At 47.5% G+C, this 22,832-nt stretch carries 23 protein-coding genes; 7 read left to right on the top strand and 16 right to left on the bottom strand.

What is annotated here, in order from left to right; genetic code table 11:
• Positions 1–21 precede the first annotated feature (21 nt).
• From E0E47_RS14060 to E0E47_RS13995, 13 genes are all read right to left on the bottom strand, one after another.
• Positions 22–288, bottom strand: a complete 267-nt coding sequence (locus tag E0E47_RS14060; RefSeq protein WP_004328542.1) for an immunity 17 family protein — start codon at positions 286–288, stop codon at positions 22–24.
• Between the two features lie 11 nt (positions 289–299).
• A complete protein-coding gene (locus tag E0E47_RS14055; protein WP_009316593.1) occupies positions 300–758 on the bottom strand; it encodes a hypothetical protein in 459 nt (152 codons plus the stop codon).
• 35 nt (positions 759–793) lie between these two features.
• Positions 794–1,447: a hypothetical protein gene (locus E0E47_RS14050; protein WP_122139595.1), complete on the bottom strand. Its 654-nt coding sequence runs from the start codon at positions 1,445–1,447 to the stop codon at positions 794–796.
• A gap of 37 nt (positions 1,448–1,484) precedes the next feature.
• Positions 1,485–2,513, bottom strand: coding sequence for a DUF3137 domain-containing protein (locus E0E47_RS14045; RefSeq protein WP_004328545.1), 1,029 nt, complete (start codon positions 2,511–2,513; stop codon positions 1,485–1,487).
• A gap of 3 nt (positions 2,514–2,516) precedes the next feature.
• Entirely contained in the window at positions 2,517–3,077 is a 561-nt protein-coding gene (locus tag E0E47_RS14040) for a LemA family protein (protein WP_004328546.1), read from the bottom strand.
• Positions 3,078–3,091: 14 nt separating this feature from the next.
• Positions 3,092–3,799, bottom strand: a complete 708-nt coding sequence (locus E0E47_RS14035) for a hypothetical protein (RefSeq protein WP_004328547.1) — start codon at positions 3,797–3,799, stop codon at positions 3,092–3,094.
• A 46-nt stretch (positions 3,800–3,845) separates the two neighbouring features.
• Positions 3,846–4,874, bottom strand: coding sequence for a DUF1266 domain-containing protein (locus tag E0E47_RS14030; protein WP_087381354.1), 1,029 nt, complete (start codon positions 4,872–4,874; stop codon positions 3,846–3,848).
• Positions 4,875–4,915: 41 nt separating this feature from the next.
• On the bottom strand, positions 4,916–5,887 hold the full coding sequence (locus tag E0E47_RS14025; protein WP_087381353.1) for an ankyrin repeat domain-containing protein: 972 nt from the start codon (positions 5,885–5,887) through the stop codon (positions 4,916–4,918).
• 10 nt (positions 5,888–5,897) lie between these two features.
• Complete coding sequence (locus E0E47_RS14020; protein ID WP_087381352.1) at positions 5,898–7,457, bottom strand: ankyrin repeat domain-containing protein; 1,560 nt, start codon at positions 7,455–7,457, stop codon at positions 5,898–5,900.
• Entirely contained in the window at positions 7,454–7,903 is a 450-nt protein-coding gene (locus E0E47_RS14015) for a hypothetical protein (protein WP_040293443.1), read from the bottom strand. The genes E0E47_RS14020 and E0E47_RS14015 overlap by 4 nt, the downstream gene beginning before the upstream one ends.
• Before the next feature lie 1,022 nt (positions 7,904–8,925).
• Positions 8,926–9,945, bottom strand: a complete 1,020-nt coding sequence (locus E0E47_RS14005; protein WP_004328553.1) for a hypothetical protein — start codon at positions 9,943–9,945, stop codon at positions 8,926–8,928.
• A 15-nt stretch (positions 9,946–9,960) separates the two neighbouring features.
• On the bottom strand, positions 9,961–11,550 hold the full coding sequence (locus E0E47_RS14000) for a phage terminase large subunit (RefSeq protein ID WP_004303996.1): 1,590 nt from the start codon (positions 11,548–11,550) through the stop codon (positions 9,961–9,963).
• 5 nt (positions 11,551–11,555) lie between these two features.
• Positions 11,556–11,990, bottom strand: coding sequence for a DUF5675 family protein (locus E0E47_RS13995; protein WP_004293512.1), 435 nt, complete (start codon positions 11,988–11,990; stop codon positions 11,556–11,558).
• 136 nt (positions 11,991–12,126) lie between these two features.
• Here E0E47_RS13995 and E0E47_RS13990 point away from each other — a divergent pair, with 136 nt between their 5' ends.
• Entirely contained in the window at positions 12,127–12,408 is a 282-nt protein-coding gene (locus E0E47_RS13990; protein ID WP_004293511.1) for an HU family DNA-binding protein, read from the top strand.
• A gap of 23 nt (positions 12,409–12,431) precedes the next feature.
• On the opposite strand, the gene E0E47_RS13985 is transcribed toward E0E47_RS13990, so the two are convergent.
• The 3 genes from E0E47_RS13985 to E0E47_RS13975 form a co-directional block, all read right to left on the bottom strand.
• Positions 12,432–12,668, bottom strand: a complete 237-nt coding sequence (locus tag E0E47_RS13985; protein WP_004293510.1) for a hypothetical protein — start codon at positions 12,666–12,668, stop codon at positions 12,432–12,434.
• Between the two features lie 296 nt (positions 12,669–12,964).
• Positions 12,965–13,141: a histone H1 gene (locus E0E47_RS13980; RefSeq protein ID WP_004293509.1), complete on the bottom strand. Its 177-nt coding sequence runs from the start codon at positions 13,139–13,141 to the stop codon at positions 12,965–12,967.
• 178 nt (positions 13,142–13,319) lie between these two features.
• Entirely contained in the window at positions 13,320–14,597 is a 1,278-nt protein-coding gene (locus E0E47_RS13975) for a phage integrase SAM-like domain-containing protein (RefSeq protein WP_004293508.1), read from the bottom strand.
• Between the two features lie 312 nt (positions 14,598–14,909).
• Here E0E47_RS13975 and E0E47_RS13970 point away from each other — a divergent pair, with 312 nt between their 5' ends.
• The 6 genes from E0E47_RS13970 (at position 14,910) to E0E47_RS13945 (ending at position 22,797) form a co-directional block, all read left to right on the top strand.
• Positions 14,910–16,265 carry an O-antigen ligase family protein gene (locus tag E0E47_RS13970; protein WP_477623109.1) on the top strand — a complete coding sequence of 452 codons (1,356 nt, stop codon included), beginning with the start codon at positions 14,910–14,912 and terminating at the stop codon, positions 16,263–16,265.
• 14 nt (positions 16,266–16,279) lie between these two features.
• The gene (locus E0E47_RS13965; RefSeq protein ID WP_130894019.1) at positions 16,280–16,660 is read left to right on the top strand and encodes a hypothetical protein; all 381 of its coding nucleotides are present in this window, start codon (positions 16,280–16,282) and stop codon (positions 16,658–16,660) included.
• A gap of 18 nt (positions 16,661–16,678) precedes the next feature.
• Positions 16,679–17,725 carry a hypothetical protein gene (locus E0E47_RS13960; RefSeq protein WP_130894018.1) on the top strand — a complete coding sequence of 349 codons (1,047 nt, stop codon included), beginning with the start codon at positions 16,679–16,681 and terminating at the stop codon, positions 17,723–17,725.
• Positions 17,722–19,035 carry a hypothetical protein gene (locus E0E47_RS13955; protein ID WP_130894017.1) on the top strand — a complete coding sequence of 438 codons (1,314 nt, stop codon included), beginning with the start codon at positions 17,722–17,724 and terminating at the stop codon, positions 19,033–19,035. Before E0E47_RS13960 ends, E0E47_RS13955 begins: the two co-directional genes overlap by 4 nt.
• A gap of 308 nt (positions 19,036–19,343) precedes the next feature.
• Entirely contained in the window at positions 19,344–20,042 is a 699-nt protein-coding gene (locus tag E0E47_RS13950; RefSeq protein ID WP_008629730.1) for a hypothetical protein, read from the top strand.
• Positions 20,011–22,797: a hypothetical protein gene (locus tag E0E47_RS13945; RefSeq protein ID WP_008629728.1), complete on the top strand. Its 2,787-nt coding sequence runs from the start codon at positions 20,011–20,013 to the stop codon at positions 22,795–22,797. The genes E0E47_RS13950 and E0E47_RS13945 overlap by 32 nt, the downstream gene beginning before the upstream one ends.
• The last annotated feature ends 35 nt before the right edge of the window (positions 22,798–22,832 follow it).

Here is a 22,832-nt window from a genome sequence, read left to right as displayed (position 1 = left end):
CATCCGGGAAAGAGCACTCAGCTATTTGCCGGAAATAGAGAACAGGTACAGAGACAGTCCTATCCCGACGGCAAGAATCACTCCCAGCCAGAACCGGAAAGTTTTCGGACCGAGCAGATTCATCCAGAAGTTACCTCCTGTACTACCCGGACGGGAATACGTCCACTTCCAGCCACAGATGACACCGACAAGCCATATCAGAAGCAGGCCCGCCACGACCAGATAGCCGTAGCGGGGTTCCTGCTGTATCAGATTCGGAAAATCCTTTATTTTATCCAACCATTCCATATCTCACCGGTTTATTTTTTCAAGAGCGCCGCAAATTCTTTAAGCTGTGGCAGTCCGTCAAAGAAATCAACGTCAAATTTGGCCGTTGAGCCGTTGGCGAGGGTGATTGTCAGAATACCATTGTCGTAATTGTAGTTTGAACTGGATATTTCCGACAATGTAAAAGAACGCATCTCAACATTTCCTTTCACGATGACCGGGTATGTCACCTTATCGCCGTCAACCGTGATGATACAGCTTTTGGCAGCCAACTTGCGGGCCTTATGTATCTTCCGCCAGGCTCTGAACAGCATGTACAGTCCGACAAGGGCAAGGATGATGGCTGTTGGTAACGGTCCGAGGATGCGAAGTGTACCGACTTTTATACCGAAAGGATAAACTACCGGTACTATTATCAGTCCGGCACCGACAAGGATTTCAGTCAGATTGTCCTTGATGGACGATTTGGAAGAATAATTGAATGTAGCCATATTCGGATATTAGTGAAGTTATTCGTTCGGTGATATTATTTTATGAAAAAGTACCAGATAAGCAGAGCCGCGGTGATGATTATGGACAGGACCGTCATGGCCGACCTGTATTTTTCGACAGCAGGCGATTCCTGCGGAGCTTCAAATTCCAGTATCGTAGGTGCTTGGCCTATCGCGCTATTAGGAATAGCCTCTATCTTGAACTCGTTGGGCTGTTTTTCAATGCCGATCAAGGCATAGGCACAATCAAGCTGATTGGCCTTTCTTGGCGAGAATACCGATTTGCTGAACAGGATGACGCCGTCATAATGATCGCTTATTTCCATTACCGAATCCATATCCCGTTGTCCTGTCAGTATATGACGGCCTGTATCAGGATCTACTATGTAATAGTCATAGCCACAGGACTGTACGGAATCATAACGGATTTCACCGATTTCCAGCGTATCCACTTCAGCCTTGATGCTCTGAAGGGTGGCCTCGTCAATTTCAGTCCCTTTCAACGGGCAGGCATACAGGCAATAGCGGCTGTCTTCGTGCATCACGGTTCTGATGGGATAGAGGTTTACTACTTTGCGGTTTTCCAGTTTGAGGTATGTCTTAGACAATTTGCCGATTGCTTTCCCGTTATAACTGGCTGGAACAGCACCTCCTTCAAGAATGGCTGACAGATTTTTAAGTTCGCTCATGTTGTAATTCTTTTTATTCGTTTTCGATTATTGTTGATTATTTGATTCCATTTTCTACAGTGAGACAGAAGTTCACCTCCCTGTACAGTTGTTCCAGCAGATGTTCGTCATCCAGCGACTTCCTGCCGGGACGTAAGAAACCGTCCGGAGTGTCGGATGCGTAGTAGAACATGTTCCCGTTGAAGGAGAGCATCAGGTCACGGCTGAAGGATTTCCGCAGGGCGGTCAGCTTCCGCATCATCGCCGGGGTGAGCACCATGCGGGCTTCCACCTCGTCATCCGCGTACACGGCAAAATGCCTCTCGAACTCCGGGTCTTCCAAATGTACGAATTTTGCCCCGTACTTTTCCTTCATTCCCTGGATTGTTTGCGCCAGGTAGCCGATTTTGTTTTCCAGATGGTCGGGCAGCAGCATCACGTAGCCCCTGAAGGTGCGGTTCAGCTTGCAGCACCCGAACATGCCCCTGAAACTGTGCATCGTGCTCTCTATCCTGACTCCGAATATCGGACGGATAAAATACTGGTACGGCACTTCAAGGAAGTTGAAGGCCGAGAAATCTTTCGAATTGGCTGAAGTCACACCGGCATCCACGACAGTCATCATGTCATTTCCGACGGGAATGTCAAGACGGCCGTAACAGGTCGAACTTACCGAATTGCCCGATGACAATGCCGTTCCGAACAGGCGGCTGTCCGCAAAGACTTTCGGCTGTATGGAACCGGAAGGATTGTACCTTGCTCCCGGGAACAGCAGGTAGATGATGTGGGCCATCGTGTAGGTTTCCCTCTTGTTCAGCGCGGCAAAACATTTCATGAATGCGAAATGAAGTACAAAAAATACGGCAAAGCCTATCATGAGGTATTTTCCCGTGGTGACGGAAGTCTCATAGTCAGTACGGTCCACGAGGAATCCGCCGAAGATACAGAAACCGAACCACACGACGGTACACAGATAGACAATGGAGGTCAGGATGCGGAACACAATCCGGAGCATCCTGATACGGGACATCTCTTTCTTCATGTGAAGGGAAATGCCCTTGAAATCTATATTCTGACTTTCTTCCATGCTTTACTTGAATAATTCTCCCACTTTCACTTCCTTGATCTCACTTTCCGGGAACTCTATCAACTCCTGCTGCTCATGCTTGCGCCAGGATGCGATTATCGACGACGGAAACATTTCAATGTAATTGTTGTAATCGGTAGCAGCGGCATTGTAGGTGCGCCGGATTGCCTGCAGCTCATTCTCCATGTCCTCGATCTGGACCTGAAGATGAAGGAACTGCTGGTTCGCCTTCAGCTCCGGGTAGTCTTCCACCGCCACATTCAGTCTTGACAGAAGCGAGGACATTTCCGTACCGCTTTTTATCTGCTCGGACTCTGTAGCGTTCGAAGCCCTTGACCGCAAATCGGCAATGCGGATGAGAATCTCATTCTCGTGCCCCATGTATGCCTTTACGGATGCGACAAGATTGGGGATCAGGTCATTCCTCTGTTTGAGGACCACGCAGATACCACTTCTGCATTGCTTGACCCGGTTCTTCTTTGCAATAAGGCTGTTGTTAGTGAATACTGCCCATAAAATAATTATGAGCAGTACCACGATAATACATATAACGGCTATAATCATATTTTCAGATGGATTTAGACATACAATTCAGCCGGTATGACTCTGATTGTCCCTTCCCAGTAGAAGTGGGGGACGATGCCGTCTGAAGGAAGATAGCCTTGGGGAAGTTCCTTGTAATAAAGGACAAGTTTCCTTACTTCCACATCGGCGCCTTCCACGATTTCACCACTCAGTTTCACGGTTGACCAGCAGTCCTCCTCCTTGGCAAGACTGACTACGCCCTCACATCCGGGAGCTACCGGCTGCCTGCCTTCACACATGTTGCGCAGCTTTTCCATCACTCTCTTCAGCCATTCCATATCGTTCATGTGTCCCTTGTCCAGTGCGTATATGCCAATACCATGGAAAGAGTCGTCCTTGTGCTTCACGCCTTTCCACGCCTCTGCCGGGGCACTGACAATCCCCGCGTAAACGATATATCCTTCCGTGAATTTTCTCAACCACTTGCTTTTGCCCAGCCATGGTGCCTTTCCTGCAAGTTTCTTGAAGAACTCGGTCTCAGAACTGCGTGGCGTCTGCATGTACGGTTTCATCTTGTCAAGCTGTGTCGGGTTCTTGTACAGTTCCCTGTCTCGCTTGGCTTCTTCGGCCTCCTTTGCACGCCGTGCGGCCAGTTTCTCCCTGTATTTACTTACGTCAAGACCTTGTGCTTCCATTTGGTCAAGATCATTCTCTGTCATGGTTTTCTCCCATTCTGTTGCTGCATTTTTGAAAAGTGCCATAATCGTAAAACTTTTAAGATATTGTTGATTCTATTTTTTTTGGATTCTACCATTCGATTGCCTTCCAAGGGGAATCTTCTTTATTGAGAAGCGCTCCCACGACTTCATCCGCAGTCTCGTAGTCATCTGTTTCGCCTCTCCATATTCCGCGTCCCACGGCAAAGCTGTTGCCGTATTCTTCCCATGAACTGAAGGATTCCTTGGCTATGCCGGCAGTGGTTCTGATGGCTTCCCACATTTCGTCTTCATTGATGTAGCCGCAGATGAAAGCCCAACGGGCCATGTTCACGGCACGTACAAGGTCCCATGCCAGCACGGTTTCGGGCAGGTCCGCTTCCGTCGTTTCATTTACTCCCATTACAAATTCAGCTATCGTGAACGCATCGCCGATCTTGCTGTCCTCGTCCGCCTTTTCTTCCTCGGTGATGGCCTCGATTCCACGCTGGCGGATTTCAGCCAAGGCCGGATCCGCACCGGCATGTTGGCCTTCGTTCAGCAGCCATGAGATGGTCTCCAGGGCACTCTTCCTGTCAGTAACTTCCCACCATTCCTCAAGCATTTCCTTAAGGGTGTCCGTGCCTGCTGTACTTTCAAGGGAGTCCACGTTGTCATCGTTGTATAGGAACAGAGGTGCCCCATAAGCCAGAAGTTTGTTCTGTTCAGGTGTCAGGCTGTTGTCGCCCTTGCGGGTGATTTCCCAACCTGCATATACGTCAAAACCGTCCGAGAAATCCGGTAAACCTTCCGGCATGAATCCGGCATTCATTGCCTGCTGCATCATGTTCCCTGCGAACTCGATGTTTTTGCTGTAGGTCTCCATTATCGCCTCGGGATCCTGGGCGGATTCTGCCATCATCTTTGCCTGGTATGCCTGTGCCTCCGCAACTCCCGGGAACATCTCGGCCGAGTCCTGCATCAGCTTTTCATGCATCTTCATCAGGTCGGTGCCTTCAAATCCGGGTATGTTGCCATACAAGGCTTGCGCCTGTTCCAGTGCTGCTTTCATGGCCTGAGCCTGTGCTTCTCTTGCGATTTCCTCGGGTGTCTGAGGTGTCTTCTTGGTTTCTTCTGCCATATCTTTCTAATATTAAATTTGTTAATGAATATCTTACCTGTTTATTCCGCTCCGTTTTCAAGAAGTTTTTCCACGATTTCGTTGAAGCCGCGCTCTCCTGCATAGTACAGGGCGGTGTGCTGGAGGTTGTCTGAGATGCTAACATTCGCGTGAAATTCAAGCAGGACGGACACAAAATCGTTGTGGCCCTCCTTGGCTGCAAGAATAAGCGGGGTTTCCCCGTTGTCATTCTGTGCGTCAACCGCAGCTTTGGCCTTCAGCAGAGCCTCGCCTATAAAGCGGTTACCTGAAATGGCCGCGTAATGTATCGGGGCATTGCCGCTCAGCATAGCTTTGCCGGGATCGGCTCCGGCCCCGAGAAGAAGGTTGACCATGACAAGATTCCCCTGCATACAGGCGAGTATCAGCGGAGTCTCTCCGCCGTCATTCGTCGAGTCAAGCATGGACTTGTCTGACAGGAGCAGCGTGCGGACAATTTCACCCTGTCCGTTATACACGGCCTGATGAAGCGGGGTGTTGCCACGTGCATCCCGGTCATTCCCGCACGAGAGTCGGGCGACCACTTCCCGCAGCCCGTGGGCTGTGGCATAGTCGATGGCCTTGTGGCCGGAGGCATCGGCGACCTCCGTATCGGCTCCCTGATCCATCAGGAAAAGGGCGGCATCTGTACGCTTGTTGTCAAGCAGGCATATTAGCGGGGTTTGTCCTTCATTGTCCGTCACGTTGATGTCGGCCCCCTTCTGGAGCAGCTTCCCGAGGATTTCCTTGTTGCCGCTCCGTGCCGCCGCGTGGAGCGGGCTTTCGGAACGGTTGTTGATACATGACGCGTCGGCATCGTTGTCAAGAAGCAGAGCCACTATGTCCCTGTAACCTTTCTGACAGGCATAATAAAGAGCAGTGTTTCCTTCCTGATCCCTTTTGTTGATGTCAATTCCTCCCTTTTTCAGGAATATCTGGACAATGCTTTTCTGCCCGTTTCGGCAAGCATTGAGAAATGTCTGGTTGTTGTCCATATATCTTTGTTTAAGAATATTTCAATAATAGTCTTACGAGATTGTCATTGTTGTAGTCTGCCGCCACGTCCATGGCCGTTTTGCCTTCATTGTTTACGGCATTTACGTCAGGCAGCTTGAAGTCCAGCAGGAGTTCAATCGCTTTCTGTGCCATGCTGTCACGACAACATGCCGCCACATAATGCAGGAGGGTGTTTCCCCGGTTGTCCGTCTTGTTCACGTCAGCTCCGGCTTCGAGAAGCTTTTCGAGGATTTCCGTGGGGTCGTCAGAACCGGCTGACCAGCCGTAAGGCACATATTTTTCGTTCGCCTTATGACCACCGAAGAGCATCATCATGGGAGTTTGGCCGGAAAGATTGGCGGCGTTGGGGTCGGCCTTTCCCTTGAGCAGCCAACCGAATGCCGTTTTACCCAACCTGTAGCCGGTATGGCGGCAGGAAAGGGCAAGTGCCGTGTTGCCTTCTGCATCAACAGGAAGCTCGGGATTCCAGCCTTTTTTCTTCATCAGGTCAAGCAGCCCCTTGTAAACCTCGGTATCCTTGCAGAAATAGTCCTTGCTCACCCATACCGAAAAAGCCGTTTCTTCATTCGGGAAACGGTAATTCGGATTCGCTCCGCCGTTCAGAATCATGGCCGGAGCATCCTGTATGCTGTCAAACCAGCTGAACGCACAAGCGAGGGGCGACTTGCCTTCAAAGTCATACATATCCTTGTGCTCGCACACCGTCTGCAGGTCTGCACCCGAACGCAGAATGGCATCCAGCGCCTCCATATCCTTCATGTACATAGCCTGGAATATGTCCATGTTGCCGTGCAAGGCCGAAAGTTCGTCAACATCGGGGTCGCTTCCGGAAAGGAAGGCCGCGATCTTCATCGCCTTGTTCTCTATGGCGGCATCCCAGGCTGTCTTTCCACTGTTTGACTTGTCTTCCGGATCGACCTTGTCTTCTTCAACAAGCCTTCTGGCAAGTCGGTAGGCGGCTTCGCCATCATCCTCCAGCCTTGCAATCCTGCTCCTGATTTCCTCTATCTTGTTTTCGGGGTAACTGTATTGTACGGATTCGTCCAGTTCCTTTTTCGCGAACCGGATATCCCTTCTGATGTCGCCTGAAGCGGCACAAAAACCGAAAAGCACGTTCTCGCCGTTAAGGTCGGTTGAGTTGACGCGTGTTCCGGAATTTATGATCGCTTCCGCCATCTTGAAATGACGGTTCCTTACGCACTCGATAAGGGCCGTCGTATTCTTAGCCGAACGCGGTATATTCGCTCCATGTTCCATGAGCACGACGGCTATTTCTTTCAGTTTGTCTTCATCTGCACAGCCGGCACTGGTTCTGCCGAGGATATGAATCGGGGTGGAACCGTTTGCATCCTTCGTGTTGGGTTCGGCATCACGTTCAAGAAGTATCTTGACCCCCTCCGTGTCTCCATACTGGCAGGCAAGATGCAACGGAGAACGGTCTTCGTACTGTTCGTCGCTGTCATCGACGGACACTTCCCGGAGCGCCTGATGAATTGCATCCTTCGGCTGACTTGTCGAGTAAAGCCTGTATATGTCACTGTATTTCATGGTTGTATGTTTTTTATCAGTTCTTCAATGTGTTGATATTTATTGCCCAAACGGGCGTGGATAGTCCGCACCTCCGTGTGCAGGTGCAGTCTGGCCGACACTTTCGCTTTCAGCCTCAACAGTTGTACGGCGGCGAGGTTATCGGGAGCATCCTCCGGCATGGGACAACCGGCAGGGCTTTTTTCGTATTCCCAGCGGAGGACGGCTTCCGGCAGGTTTTCCGGCAGACGTTCCGTTAACGGTGGCAGCAGCCTCTCCGCTTCCAACAGCAGGGAACGGCAGTCATTATACAGAGAAAGGTAGTAGCAGCATAACGCCTTGTTGTAAAGTGTCGGCAGGTCAGACTTTCCTGCCTGCGTGAAACAGGAGAAGGCAAAGGCATATTCGCCACTTACCATATAGGTAATACCTGCGGAGAAAAGTTCTTTTTTCTGGGATTCAGGCATGGTTTGTTTATTTCCATATATTCCAATCATAGATACTTAAACACTAAAAGAGATTTCAGACTGTTATGGGTGGAAACAAAAAACCGACGATATTCGGGCGCAGAGAACGCTCCCCAGTACCGTCGGACCATAAAAATATCCTGCCTTTTTTGAGACAATATGGCAGAGGATGAGTATTTATAGGAACTTTTGTCGTAAGACAAGGATAACCCCGGATAATTGATTCCGGTAATCCATTGTAAATTAAATGTTTTATTATATATTGACGCGCGATAATTGTGTGTGTGTGTGTTTACACGAATTTTCCACACTGCCAAATTATCAATACACTTTTTAAGGGAATATGTAAGGTAACTAATGCACACAAGAAAAACGTCCGCTTTATGCGAAGCTTCGCTCAAACAAATATCATTTGTTAAAATCGAGCGACATTTTACAATGTATCCATTGTCATACATATCAGTTTATTAGAGTGAATACTTCTTCAAATACAAAATTAGAAAAATGTTTTGTTCTGCAATGAAATAACCGACACTTTTTTCAGGGAAAAATAAAAATGGCTTTATTATAATTGCCTTGTACCATAGAAAACGGGCAGAGAGCATGCAGTTGCTCATCTGCCCGTCCTGTAGGGAGAACCGTTTCATGCCGCTATCGGATTCACTTTCAATGTAGTCTGAAAGATGAACGCCTCTACTTTCATGTTGATTATGAAACATTGTTGGTGTGCGTGATAAGACTTCATGCCTTATTCAAACCTAAATCCAACGGGCACAAAAACAAGTAAGTAATTATTCAATGTCTTGAGATCATTAAATACCGCAAAGGCAGTAAGGAATATAGCAGATTGGATTATTCTAAAAGGCCAAATTTATATCTTCTTTTGGCGGCATATTACAAGGAACTTGCCACCCGATCAGGGGGGCTCTTGTGGAAACGGAACTAACAAACAAGCAGTAATTTCGTTTCTTGTTCATGGTAAAGACTACGACAACAAATCCGGTAGCGGTATTTACTGTTATTTAGGTCAGCCACGGGTTTCGATACGGGTCATAATCTGTTTGGAAAGTAGCCAGTTGCCAATCGGTAACCGGCTTTTTCGTGTCATCGACTTTACGGGGGATTTGTGGATTAAGTCGCAATTTGGCGGCATCATTAAGCCATTTCATGCTATCCTCGTAATCGCGCATACGGACAACACTGACATTATTCGGGGCAATGAGTTTCGTGAGCTCGTAGATAGCCAATCGAACCATATGCTTCTTGAGGTTGTAGTTTCGTGGATCGTGTAATGATAGGTTTAGACCGACTTGCGGCGTGTCCGCGTTCACATCCGTTTCCGGGTAAAATACCCGTCCGTCATAAACTACATATTCGTGTTCCGACAATTCGTAGGCATTGTATGATGAATCGTAATCGGCTATGGCTCCCCAACAGTCGGACACCATAGGGTCAAGATTGCAATCGAAACAGTCAAGCGTCATCAAAGTATAGAACGCCCCTTCATATTCAACGACTGACCACAGAGGATACTCGACAGGCTGCCATAACGTGACTTCCGTCTCGATCCAACCGCCGACCATCGGGATACGGATATCATCGAACTTGTACCCGTTTTCGGCAAGGCAAATATAGACAACACCGTTGTAGTTTACTTTATCACCCGGATAATAGGTGTTGAACTGGGAATAATTTACAACTTGTCCCGCATCGACGTGGATATCGGAACACTCTTCCCAATAGATTGCCGTTGCCGGCTTGCGATAGCCGCTGACGGAGCGTGTCACCTCATGGATTTGTCCCTCGAAATAGACATGCACACCCACGGGATAGGTAATTCGACGGTCGTATTCGGCGATATATTTTCCTTTTGCAAGTTCCTTTTCAATCTCGTAGTTCTCCGACAAATATTCCACAATGCTCATCTCCGCCGATTCTTCCGCCTGGATGAATCGTGCATCATTGCCCCGCGTGAGTTGTGCTAGTGCTTCCGGAGTAATTATCCCAAGATAGTCGTCATTATTGAGAAACCGTCTGTACATATCCTTGTTCCGTTATTAGTATGAAAATCCTTCCTGAATTACCGATGTGGAGACCACATACCCGTTCCCGTCGCCTCCGCTCTTGAACTTGTACCAGCTGTCGCGCAGGTAGTAACAGAGCAGGTAGTCAAGGCAGTCGGACAAGTGCCCGTACCGTTCATATTTGACACCGGTTTTCGGGTCGGTGGTCTTCTGTTTGCTCTTGGTACCGTCCTCGTTACGAAGCTGGTAAATCAGATCCTGGGTAAGTTTGCGACATTTGATATCGATTTGTATCTCCCAGCCTTCATAGCCCCCGAATACCTCGTTGACGAACTCGCACCGTGTAGCCTGCGGAGGCTGCTTGCGTAACAGCTTTACCTTCGGTCGCAGGATTCCTCTGCCGAAAGTGTCCGTGATGATGGTATAGTTGTTGATGCCGTCCTCGTTGGTGGTGGAGCGTTGTAACCCGGAAGGGTCACCGGTCACATCCACTCCGCCGATATGCTTGTCCCGGTAAAGTTTTAAGCGTACTTTCCGTGCCAACGCAGGTGTGTTGTTCTCCTTTTCCTCCGGCTTGCCGAGTATCTCTTCCAGTATATAGACCTTCCTGTTTTCATAGTCTATTTGTGCGGAGAGCACCGACATTTGGGGGGCAACATTGAAGTCCCACACCGTGATGAGCGGCTTGGTCGGATCGTATGCTTTTTCTTTCAGTCCGGTAACGAGATGCCGGGAGCCGTCGAAACTGTTATAAATCGCCATATCGTTGGCTTCCACGAAATCCCAGTTGCCATAGAGCAGGCGTTCCTTTGTCGCCTGATCCCGGATCTTGTTCAGGGCCGCCTCGTACACCTGACGGAAAGCGATATTCGGGTTGTCAAACACGGAAAAAGGTATATACGCTTCACCCTCGCGGCAGATGACCTTGTCTCCGTTTTCGTCCTGCACGAAGCGGGAACGCACCCAGTTAATCGTCGGATTGGTGGTGAGCAGCATTCTCGGAGTCTTGAATGTCTCATGGGTTCTCCAGCGGAGACGGGAGAACAGCACTTCGACGGCCCGTTCCGAGATTTCCGACACCTCGTCCACCATGGCGATGGTGTATTCCGAAGAGCCGAAACGCTCGAAGTTGGGGTCGCTGGGGATATCCGCCATCTCCTTCATGATGATGACCGAGTCATTCCAGAATGTGAGCGTGCCTTCGAGGTTGTTTATCTTGTAGTTTGTATCCTCTTTCAGTCCCCAATCCTTCAGAATCGACTTGATGGTATTCCATGTCGATTCCTTCAACGACTTGAGTGTCTTACGGGCCACCACCGCACGGATATTCTCGAACCGGATACATGAAGACACCAGCCAAACGCTGCCGATATACGATTTTCCGCCGCCGGCCGCTCCGCCTCCCAGTATCAGCTGCGGCAGGTTCTGCGACTTGCAATGCCTGCATTGGGGCCTGTACTGAGGGTTGCCTTGCTGGTCATAGCCGATAAGGATTTGCTCGATCTCCCCGCCACAATGGGGACAATAGTTCGGTTGCAACAGTTTCCAGAGTTCATACTGCCGTGGGGACGGTTTGAACTCGATGCGCAGGTTTCTGGGTGGTTTGAGCCTGTTGACCGCCATTAGATTTATACAATCTGAATGGTTATGTCCCTTTCGGACTCGAGTATAGCATACAGTTTTTGGAATGTAGTACGGGATTCCAAAACTTTTCCCTTGACCGTATTCTTTCCCACGATGATACAACCGGCGGAATCGACTTCGGTATTGCCGGAATGGATCAGGATGCCGAGGAAATGCGGCACATCATGCAGATATGGCATTTTCTTCTTGTACCTGGGACTGTACTGAAGAGTGACTTTATAAGTCCCGGCAGGAATGGCAGTCTTGGCATAGACCTTTTCCTTGCAGGTACAGGAACGGCCGCGAGGAGTATCCGGACAGGTTGCCGGAAGTTCCCTCACGGCATCTTCGATGGTATTACAGAAAAATTTGCCGTCGATGGACAGGTCACCTATGGTATAGGTCTGACCTTTGAATTTGCGGTTGAGTGTCAGCTTCATACTTCGATACTATTTGTATCGAAAGAGTAGAGACGGACGCCGGCTAATGTTTATTATATGTGTTTGTAAAAGGAGGATATTTCAGGAAATGATGTATCTTTGTGAACGGATTGACAGTATTTAATCAAGAGTTAATATGACAAAAGCGGATATCGTCAGGGAAATAGCAACGCAGACCGGTCTGGAGAAGCAGGTCGTGTTACAAGTTGTCGAAGGATTCATGGATAGCGTAAAGTCTTCCATGATAAACGGCGAGGAGGTTTATCTTCGCGGCTTCGGCAGTTTCATCATCAAGCACCGTGCGGAAAAGACAGCACGCAACATAAGCAGGAATACCACGGTGATAGTGCCTGCCCACAATATCCCGGCATTCAAGCCGTCAAAAGCCTTTGCAGGAAGGATGAAATCAGACAAATAAGGTGATTATATGCAACAGGAGCGTTATTCAGATGATCCTGTTACTTTATACAGGGCAACGAGGTTGGCATTGTCCGATTGGAACAGGAAACGGCCGTTGCTTAAAAGGCATTCGTGGATGGTGTTGTCATTAGGATCCGACTCCAATAAAGCCCCCGCCTTGTTTTCATCGATAAGAAGCATTTCTATGCCTTGTACGGTGGCGGCAGTTGCATCAGCAGGAATTTTCAAAAGTTCATCCATCAGATTCATGTCGTTCATAATATCTCCGTATTTGGCTTGAGTCCCGTCAAGCATTCAATGTACCAAGACCAAAAAGCGTGGGACATAACCCGTAGCACCGAGGTTCTGGTAAACCTATCCGCAAACAAGTTAAGCCCACGCAAAAGCATAGGCGAAAACTGTTTGTCCTGCGGATAAGTGAAATTTACCAGATTTCGGTGCATGACAAAAGCTAACGCTTTCCGTATTTTATTATGTCGTTCTGCCAATATGGTTTTTATGCCGCATCTGCAGAAGAACCGGCCATTATGTGATAACGACCGGACGTGTAAAGGTTATTTCTTAGACTCTTCCAAGGAAACCTTACGAAACTCTTTCATCAGTTTTTCCAGTTCCAACGAAGTCTTACGGGCACGGGTCCCTGCGGCCTTGTTGCCTTTTTCAATCTGAAGTGCCGCATCCGTGGAGAATGTAGCATATACTTCCTGTATTTTTGAAACCAATTCTTTCATATAAATTCTATTTAAGTTATTGACTACAAAGGTAGTGAAAATAATCGAAAATAAGAGCGATTCTGTAAATATAGTAAATATCACATTGGTAATCAATGACTTTTAACAGTCATTACACCGTATGATTTATCCATCAGAGAAATTATCAAGGTGTTTACAACTTTATGGATATGTCTGGTCAGAACATTTCTTCCATCTGCCGCTTGATTTCTTCCCGCTTTGTATTCTTGTAGTAATGCTTATAGATGGTCAATGGGCTGTTACCAGCCATCTCTGCAACCACATACGGATTATTACCGGCATCTACCATCTTCGATATGAAAGAGCCACGGGCGGAATACCATGTGATGTTTTCTTTAATGCGCAACATCTTGCATGCTTTCGTCAAGGTTTGTGAAAGGCGTGTGGAAATTTGCTTGACACGTGTAGTCTTCTTGGAAGTGGTCGTGTGTTTATGAGTAAAAACAGGAAATACATAATTTCCATAACTTTGCCCACGGTATTTATTCATGATGGCTTTTGCTTTACTGAGTAATTCCGGTTTGGCTGTTTTGGGAAACTTGATACGTTCATAGACGATGCGGTCTTCCTGGACCAAATCCCATGTCAGGTTACATACATCGACATTCGCCATACCTCCGGTATAGTAGCTGAACAGGAACAAATCAAGATGCAACTGCTCTTTTTTCGTAAACAAGGTACGGTCAACATTTGCGATTTTAGCTATGACTGTTTCCGGAACTGCTCTTGAAGTGGTTTCCGGCCAATTAATATCATCACCGAGACAGAGGAAGTTATCCATATTCACCCCGTACATCTCTTTCTTTTCTGCCTGCCTGCATACGGCACGGAGCAACCTTAGTTTGTGTGTAAGTCCGGCCTTGTTGCCATTTCTGATACCTCTTTCTTTAAGCCAAAACGCAAAGTCAAGAAGAAACTCTTCTGTAATATCCGTAAAGAAATAAGAGGAAAAGGCTTTTTCATATTTTTCCTTTGTAAACGCCTGCAGTTCACGCTTGAGATAGACATACCGTTTAGCATTGGTCGTGCTGTCGACAATCTGACCGTTCTTGATGCGTTTCTTGTTTTTGAATGTCTCTTCAAGATAATCGATCATCTGCTGGACACTCTTTACTTTGACCTCGGGTTTGGCCGCCTTGATTTCATCGAAGCAATGTGATAGCTGGACGGGCGACCAGTTCCTGCCTTCCATCTCCCAGGTATCGGCGACATGCAGATATTTGGTTCGCAAATCGAAAAGCAGTTTGTTCTTGGTAGTGGCCTCCGCACTCCCTACACGGAAACTCTGAGACTTGACATCCCAGTCTTTTAATAGCCCTGTGATGTTTATAACCTTCGGCACACGGGCGTAACCGGTCTTGAAGAAAATTATCTCCAGCTTGACCATCTTGGTGTCTTTCGGGTTCTGCTTACCCCTGATGTTAATCGTGTACATAGACTGATAACGAGTTAGTTAATGACTTATTATTAATTCGCATTAGTAGGAATCAATTGGTATTAATTAACCTACATAGAAACCTACATGAAAAGAGTAGTTTCCTTAGCGAAATAATGTTTATACGGATAAATCCGTACTTGTGTCATTTACTAACTCGTTATCAATCAACTATTTTCCCTAATCACAAAAGTTGTGTCCGAAAAAAGGGTGTGCCTGTGAAGGACCACCCTTTTCTTTTTCATAAGTACAGGTAGGGCATTCCACCAATCCCATCCCACGCTACCTTTCATCACCGTGTCGTGGGCAGTCATGCTGTGCGCTTCATCTCAAGCCCTATATGGACTGTTGCAAAAGTTCGGAATTTACCTTCCCGCCACAACCTTACCGGTATGTGGGAGTTTTGACAACCCGGCAGGGTTATCTTCCGCGCTTGCCTTTTCCCTGCCTTTCAGCCTCATTCTTACCCGTTCAGGCAACCAATGGCAGCGTATTGCCGCTTGGACAAGTGCCGTTCTTTTCACGGGTACCATCATGGTTTCCGAATCCCGAGCAGGAATGCTTAGTGCCTGCACCGTCTTCCTTGTCTTTTTCCCGATAAAACGGACAGGTATGCGTAAAGCCCTCTTTTGGGGCATGGTGGCGGGCTTCGTCGCAGCCATCGTTTTCCTTTACCATTACAAGAAAGATTCTGCCGACGGACGGCTCCTGATATGGCAGTGCACTTGGGAACTCATCAAGGAGAGCCCCCTGACCGGACACGGCAATGGAGGTTTCGAGGCCAACTACATGCACCAACAAGCCGATTTCTTCCGCCTACACCCGGAAAGTCCGTACAGCCGGTTGGCCGATGACGTGAAATCCCCGTTCAATGAATACCTCGGGTTGTGTGTATCTTATGGCCTCGTCGGAGCGTTCTTTCTCTGTGCCGTGATATGGACAATATGCCTTGCATGGAGGAGACACCCGCACGGAAGTTCGTCAGATGCCATACTTTGCCTTTTGTCCATCGCGGTATTCTCCCTGTTTTCCTATCCATTCCGTTATCCCCATACATGGTTCTTCTGTGCCGTTTCTATTTTCCTCTTGTTGCACAATGCCTACCCTGTAGTGTGGCACAAGTCACGACAAGCCGTACTGTCCGCATGTGTCCTAACTGCCACCCTCATTTCTTTACGGGATATTTTCCGAATACGTTCAGAAATACGTTGGTGCGACACAGCCAACCGCTCGCTTTGCGGCCTGACGGACAAAATGCTTCCCACCTACCGAGAACTTTACGAAGAATTAAACAAAAACCCGCTATTCCTTTACAATTATGCCGCTGAACTGAACGTAGCCGGACACCATGCTGAAAGCTACCGCATCGGACAGGAATGCGAATCCTTGATGGCCGACTACTATACCCAACTCTTACAGGCAGACAACTGCAAGCGGCTGAAACGCTATGAAGAGGCCAAGCGCTATCTAAGGCAAGCCGCTCTCATGTGCCCCAACCGTTTCACCCCACCTTATGAACTTTTCAAAATCCATCAGGAGGAAAGCGACACGGCAAGCATGGCGCAAACCGCCGAATGCATACTCCGGAAGCCCATAAAAATAGACTCTCCCGAAGTGCGCCGCATATTATCCGAAATCAAGAAGTTCAAGACAGACATACGACATTAAAAACGAAAAGCCTTATGAAACGAATGACTACTGCACTTATCCTTGCCACCTGTTGCACCGCCCTCATGGGATGCATGCCGGAAACAGCCACCGGCATGCAACATCAGGCACTCCCATCTACCGCGCCTTACCTTTCGCTCATCGTCCCGAAGTGCGCCAAAGATAAGACGAAGAATCTCGAAATCTTGAAAGAAGCCGAGAAACGAATCGAGCCGTACATCAAAGCCGCGGGACAACATTTGACGCTGTCCATAGAATCCGGCAAAGAAATCAACATATCGGAAGACCTATACCTCTATTTTGCCCGTAAAATCAAGACCCACAACCGTCGTTCGTCCCCCAACAAATTCCCACGTGTGAGGCAAAACATATCCGAAACCGCCTCGGACTATTAACCTAAACCCATCACCGGAATGAAAAAGCCAACCCGACAAACCGTCCGATACCTTTCGGCCTACACCGCTTGTACGGTCGCCGCATACCTACTCCTGAACCTTCCGTTCCTACACGAACCGGAACTGGGCGGCAACGTATGGCTTTTCCTGCCCATGTTCATTATCGGGATTGCCGCATCAAAAGGGGGAACCCGGACAAGAAACTTGGCTTTCTTGTTCCAGATACCCACACTCCTGCATGCCATCTTCATGGCCGCCTTTTTCTTCTGCCCGCATTTGGAATATGCCCATTTTGTCATCATTAGTGCTGCGCTCTATTGTGTGTTCTTCATCCTTTGGCATGCCTTTTCTCCTCCAGACATCACCGTGTGGCATATTCTCGGGGTAACTTATCCAGGCATGCTCATCTTGCTCTTTGTCCCGGACGTGTGTTCCGGTACCGGTTGGGATGATTTCCTTCTCAACAGTGGCGGTACTCTCTCCACCTATGCCGTTTACGCCCTATGCCTGTTGCCCGCAGCCGTATTCTGCCAAGTTCAAGACAATTTCCTAAAAGGGGGAGTTGCATTCTGCATTTTATGCTCCACCCTGTTTTTCGGGGGATTCTACTTGGACCCGCTCCTTTACCATAAATTCCAATATGGGACCTTCACCGGAACATTGGAAAAAACGCTCCCAACCGTCATGCTCGGCACAAAGGAAAAACAAGGCAATATGTCGCCCCGCATCCAAGTCTGTTTAGTCTCACGCCACCCCGACGTTTGGACAAGCAAGAAATTTGAAGGCTTAGCCGCACAGTTCCGTAGCTATCCTGTGGATTTTTCCATCCTCGGCATCACTGGTGCACCGTCCGGCAAGGCCGTTTTCATCCGAAACTACGAAACCCTCCACTTGAAAATGCCGCTGCATTTCATTGACGAGAACCAACTACAAGCGTCCTCCCTGGATGCCCGTACATACGACGATTACATCTGCATCCTCTGGGGAGGCAAACTTATCTACAAAGGGACTGCCGTACCGACACGGCATGCTGCCCGCTTCCTTTTAAAGACATTACAGCCATGAATATTTCCATCAAGACACTCCTCGCCCTTGCGGTATTCCTCTTACCGGCCTGCAAGCGGAATCCATCCACCCCTTACGTGCAAAAAGTATACGAAGAGGCTGTCCGCCTCCAACAAGCAGGCAACCTGAACGATGCCATTTTCCATTACCAACTGGCCGCCACGTCATGCCATACCATAGAAGACAGCCTGTCTTATTGGTGGAAAGCCATGTATGGGCAAGGGGAAATATGGAAACGCAAGAACTTTTTGGAAGATGCACGCCGTGACCTTGAAGCCGTCCTGCGCTTTGCACGAAAGCACCGGCTCGACACGGCCGCCTACATGGCCTATCGTCCGCTTACCCTCATATACCTTGAAAACGGGATGTACGGGAAAGCATATACCCACGCCCTTCGGGCACAGGACATCGCATCCGGAAAAAATTTCCCGGATACTTTGACGCGAGGACAAAGCGAAGAAGCTGCAATAGTTTTTTCCGCTTATGCATGGCATACCCGACAAGAGATTCCCGACACGATTTACAGGCGATTGGCCGGAACAGCAGCATCTCCCGACATGGAGCGCCGCATTCTCGCGCTCGGCCTCCTGGCCTTATATAAAGAAAGGGACACGGTCACGAATCCCTACCTCACAACCTACATAGAAAACTGCAACCGTTATTGGAAAACACGCTTCAGGCATTTCACGGACGAAGCCGAACGCGAAAAAAAACAACTGATTGCCGAACGGGACGCATTCGCTGAAAGGGAAAGGAATATCTTGTTCATATCCCTGACCCTATTTTCCTTACTGGTCTGCGGTGCAGTCTTCGTTGCGTCCACTTACCGTAACAAACATGCAATCGACCGTATCCGGCTCATTTTAAAACAAAAAGAAGAAACCATCCGGTACTTGGAGGCACAAAAAGGAAACGATGAATCATTACGCCTGCAAATAGAAGAAAAGGAAAAAGAATGGCACCAACAGGAACTACAGATCAGAAGCCTTCATCTGTACGACATGGAAGTCGGTCGGAAAATCCCTTCGGCAGACAACCCGCATGCCCCGCAACCCAAAGACTACACGAACCTGATGTCCGATGCGGGACAGCAAGTGAAATTCCTGAAAGAGATGGATTACTGTTTCAATAATTTTGCCACCGGGTTGCAACAACTCATTCCGGACCTTACCATTGAAGAAACGGCCTATTGCTGCCTCTTCCACCTGAACATACGCACGTCGGACATTGCCGAAATGTTCAGCCGGAGCAAAAGTACCATTTCAAGCAGGCGGAAACGCCTTGAAGCCAAAATCAATGCTAAAAATTAGCCTTTAAACAGAAGCATCGAACAGGAGTCGAACAAATTTTCATGTAGTGATTTTACAAGTCATAGAATATCAAAGATATAGCACTTAAAAAAAGTGATGAAAATCGAACCATTTGCGAACTAAATTATTTGGATTTCACTCAAAAACATGCTTAACTTTGCGATGTGAGAATTAAAATCGTTCGAATATTTAAAAACAAACGCCAATGGTTTAAACAGCAACAAGGAGGCTACGACAATGGGAGGTTGTCGGCTTCAAATAAAGAGTAGTAACAAAACTTTCGTGTTAATCTATTAAATCAAATCATCATGAATAAAGTAAAAGTTTTCATGGCCATGATTGCCGTGGCATTGGGTGGACTTATCATTTGGAGTTGCACCCAAGACGAAATGGAAAACGGGAAAGCCACCTTCCGCTATTCGGCAGAAGAAATCGCCACGCTGCGTGCCATGGCAGAAAAGTACGGAGTGCCGAATATAAAATTCATCACGAGTTCCCAGTTCCCTTTACCTTCCATGAAAGAAATGGAACAAAATTTTATTGAATTTGCCGTAATCAAACAAGTTGTTGCTCAACCATTGGAGGTGGTAGATTCTACTGCTACTTCCAAGATTTATAAGACAAAGCAAATGCCAAGAACAAGAGTTCTCAAACGTGTTCCAGAAATGTCCACTGACGGCATTGACCTTAGTCAATTTGTGGCTGCTGTAGGTACCAGTTTTTGGCTCACACTAAAAGTAACGGTTACAAAAGACAAAAATGACCCAAATAAAGATCCAACCGTAAGTGTTTATGGTAGCTTAAAATTACCATACGATACCTACGATACCAGTTATGGAAAAAGTGGTGAAACCACAAGTACAAGGTGGATTAGCAAAGATAGAATCGGAGTTTCATATTCATGTAATGTTACTAAATATGAAATAAAAAGGACTCAATTTGGAGAAGAAATCAAAATAGAATTAGCGTCAGATAATGTCACAGTGGATACAAGTACAGCAATATAAGTATCATAGTCAGAATGAGACTATTTGTTCTTTTCTTAATCGAGAGAAGGGAACAAAGAGTCTTATTCTTAACTTTAGAGAAAATATAATGAACAATATTCTATACAAAATTTTATTTGTCTTTCTTTGCATATTTATATCAAGCAAAATAACAAAGGCCAACACCGATTCCCTTTACCGTAAAGTACAAGGGTTCGGCATCGGGTTGCCACAGGAAAAGGTGTACCTTCACCTCGATAATACCTGCTATTTCTTAGGAGACACAATTTGGTATAAAGGATATGTCACACGAAGCGATAAAGGAACACTCACGGATTTAAGCAAAATACTATATGTGGAATTGCTTACTCCTGATGGGTACTCCGTAGAACGACAACAACTCGAAATGACAAGCGGCACAGCATCCGGAATGTTCATTCTCAAAGATTCACTTTATGCAGGCTACTATGAACTACGTGCCTATACCCGATGGATGCTCAACTTCGGGCAATGTGAATACCCTCACATTTCACGTAAAAGCCATGGCTTTTATAGCCGTAAAATGAAAGATGACTATATAAGGGATTATGAAAAGCTGTATTCCCGGGTGTTCCCCGTTTATAACAAACCTAAAGAAGAAGGACGTTACACCAAAGAAATGACCCTAAGACCCATGAGAAGATATTACAAGGCACGGAAACTGAAACCGACCGCTGTCCTACGCTTTTATCCGGAGGGAGGACACCTTGTGCAAAATACAACCGGGCGGGTTGCCTTGGAACTGAATGACGAAGAAGGCAAACATTTGGAACACATTGACATCACCATCACAGACCAAGACGGGGAGAAAGTCAGCGAATGCCAAACCGACAAGAGAGGAAGGGCCTCATTCATCCTGAAAGACATATCTCCCGAAGGAAAATACAAGGCCACATTCACATTAAAGGGGGTGAAATTCTCCGAAAAGTTACCGGAAGTAGAAAAAAACGGCTGCGCCCTGTCTGTCACACAAACCGACTCCACAGTCGAAGCCTCCATACAAGCCGTAGGAATAGAACGGAATATTGCACTGCATGTCATGCATCAAGGAGTCTCCAAGTTCTACCTCCCATTAAAGAAAAACATAAAAGGAAAATACGATACCGTAAAAATCCCGCTCCGGACACTTTCCACCGGAGTAAACCAACTTATAATATTCAACAGCGAGGGAAGAATCTATGCGGACCGGCTATTCTTCGTAAACCTCCACGACTATGACAAGCCACAAATAACCATTTCCGGAACGGGAAAACAGTATGAGCCATTCGACTCCATCACCTTACGCCTGAAACTTACGGACACGAACAAACAAGGACGAAGCGTGTCGCTCTCCATACGTGACCGGGCTACGGAAGAACCCACATACGACAATGGCACCATGCTCACGGAAATGCTGCTCGCCAGTGAAATCAGGGGATTCGTGGAAAACCCTGGATTTTATTTCGAAAGCGACGACAGCATTCATCTCCAGGCACTCGACCTACTCATGATGGTACAGGGCTGGAGAAGATACGAATGGAGAAAGATGGCCGACATCGAACCATTCACCCCTAACTGGTTACCGGAAAAGTTCCAGACCGTCGCCGGATGTGTCAACCATGCCGAAAAATGGAATGTGGATTTCAAAAAAGCCAGCAACCTCAAAAGGGAAGTGAATGTATGGGCCATGTTTGTACAAAACGGAAAAACGATTGAACTCAAACAGCCTACAAGAAACGGAACTTTTTACATGCAAACGCCAAAAATCTACGGGGAATACATGCTCTTCCTCAGTGCCGCAAGACAGGACAAAGGAACTGACTACATCACCAGAAGTCGGCAAAAGGACTTTACCGACGAGGAAGCTTGGCCGGACTATTACGTGAAAATGGACCTTTTCTACCCGCACTTTGCCAAGCCATACAATTATTATCAGGATGCCACCAGAAAAGACATGCCACATTTTGAAGGAGAAGACAGCATCGTACGCGCATCCTTCACCAACAGATATATGCCTGCCGTCACCGTACAGGCCAAAAGGGGCGGGCTACGCCATTACGACCCCACCAAACCGGCTGTCGTAATCGATGCATACGAGGCTTATAACCTGATGGCTGACTATGGAATGAGCGACCGGCCATTTTACTACATGGGGGATTCTGTGTACCATCTATTAGCAGCATTATACGTGGGAGACATGAATATGCACAGGCAATACTACCGTGAGAAAAGGTATGACGGGAATACTCAAAAAACAAAAAACTGGTACCGTTTAGTAAAAGCGCCTCTCGAACATGCCATCTCTCCCGTCAAAGTGGAACTTCCAAAGCCCAACATCGGAGGCTATCAGACGCTCAGGAAATACAGTTATCTGAGTTGGTTGGACAAATTCTATATCTATACCGATTACGTACCCCGAGAACAAGGCAGTTGGAAATACAAACAGGACAACCAACCGGAAGTCATCATCGACTACCGCCTCTACCCCGACGGCCAATACTTCCCGGCATGTCGCGACCGCCGATACCGCTTGCAAGGCTATGCTGTCTGTGAGGATTTCTACAGCCCCGATTACAGCCGGAAACCTCTGCCTGACACCAAGGACTACCGACGTACACTACTCTGGATACCGGAAGTCAAGTTCGACGAGAAAGGGGAAGCCACCGTACGGCTCTTCAACAACAGCAAACAGACCGTCATTTCCGTGGAGGCGGAAGGCATCACCGGGAAAGGAATACCTATCGTTTATAAAAAATAACAGAATAATTGTGGCTTAAAGGTAACTTAAACGTA

Source organism: Paraprevotella xylaniphila YIT 11841, from assembly GCF_900683745.1.
GTDB lineage: Bacteria > Bacteroidota > Bacteroidia > Bacteroidales > Bacteroidaceae > Paraprevotella > Paraprevotella xylaniphila.
Note: the sequence above shows the minus strand (reverse complement) of the source record. Positions and strands in the feature narration are given on the sequence as shown.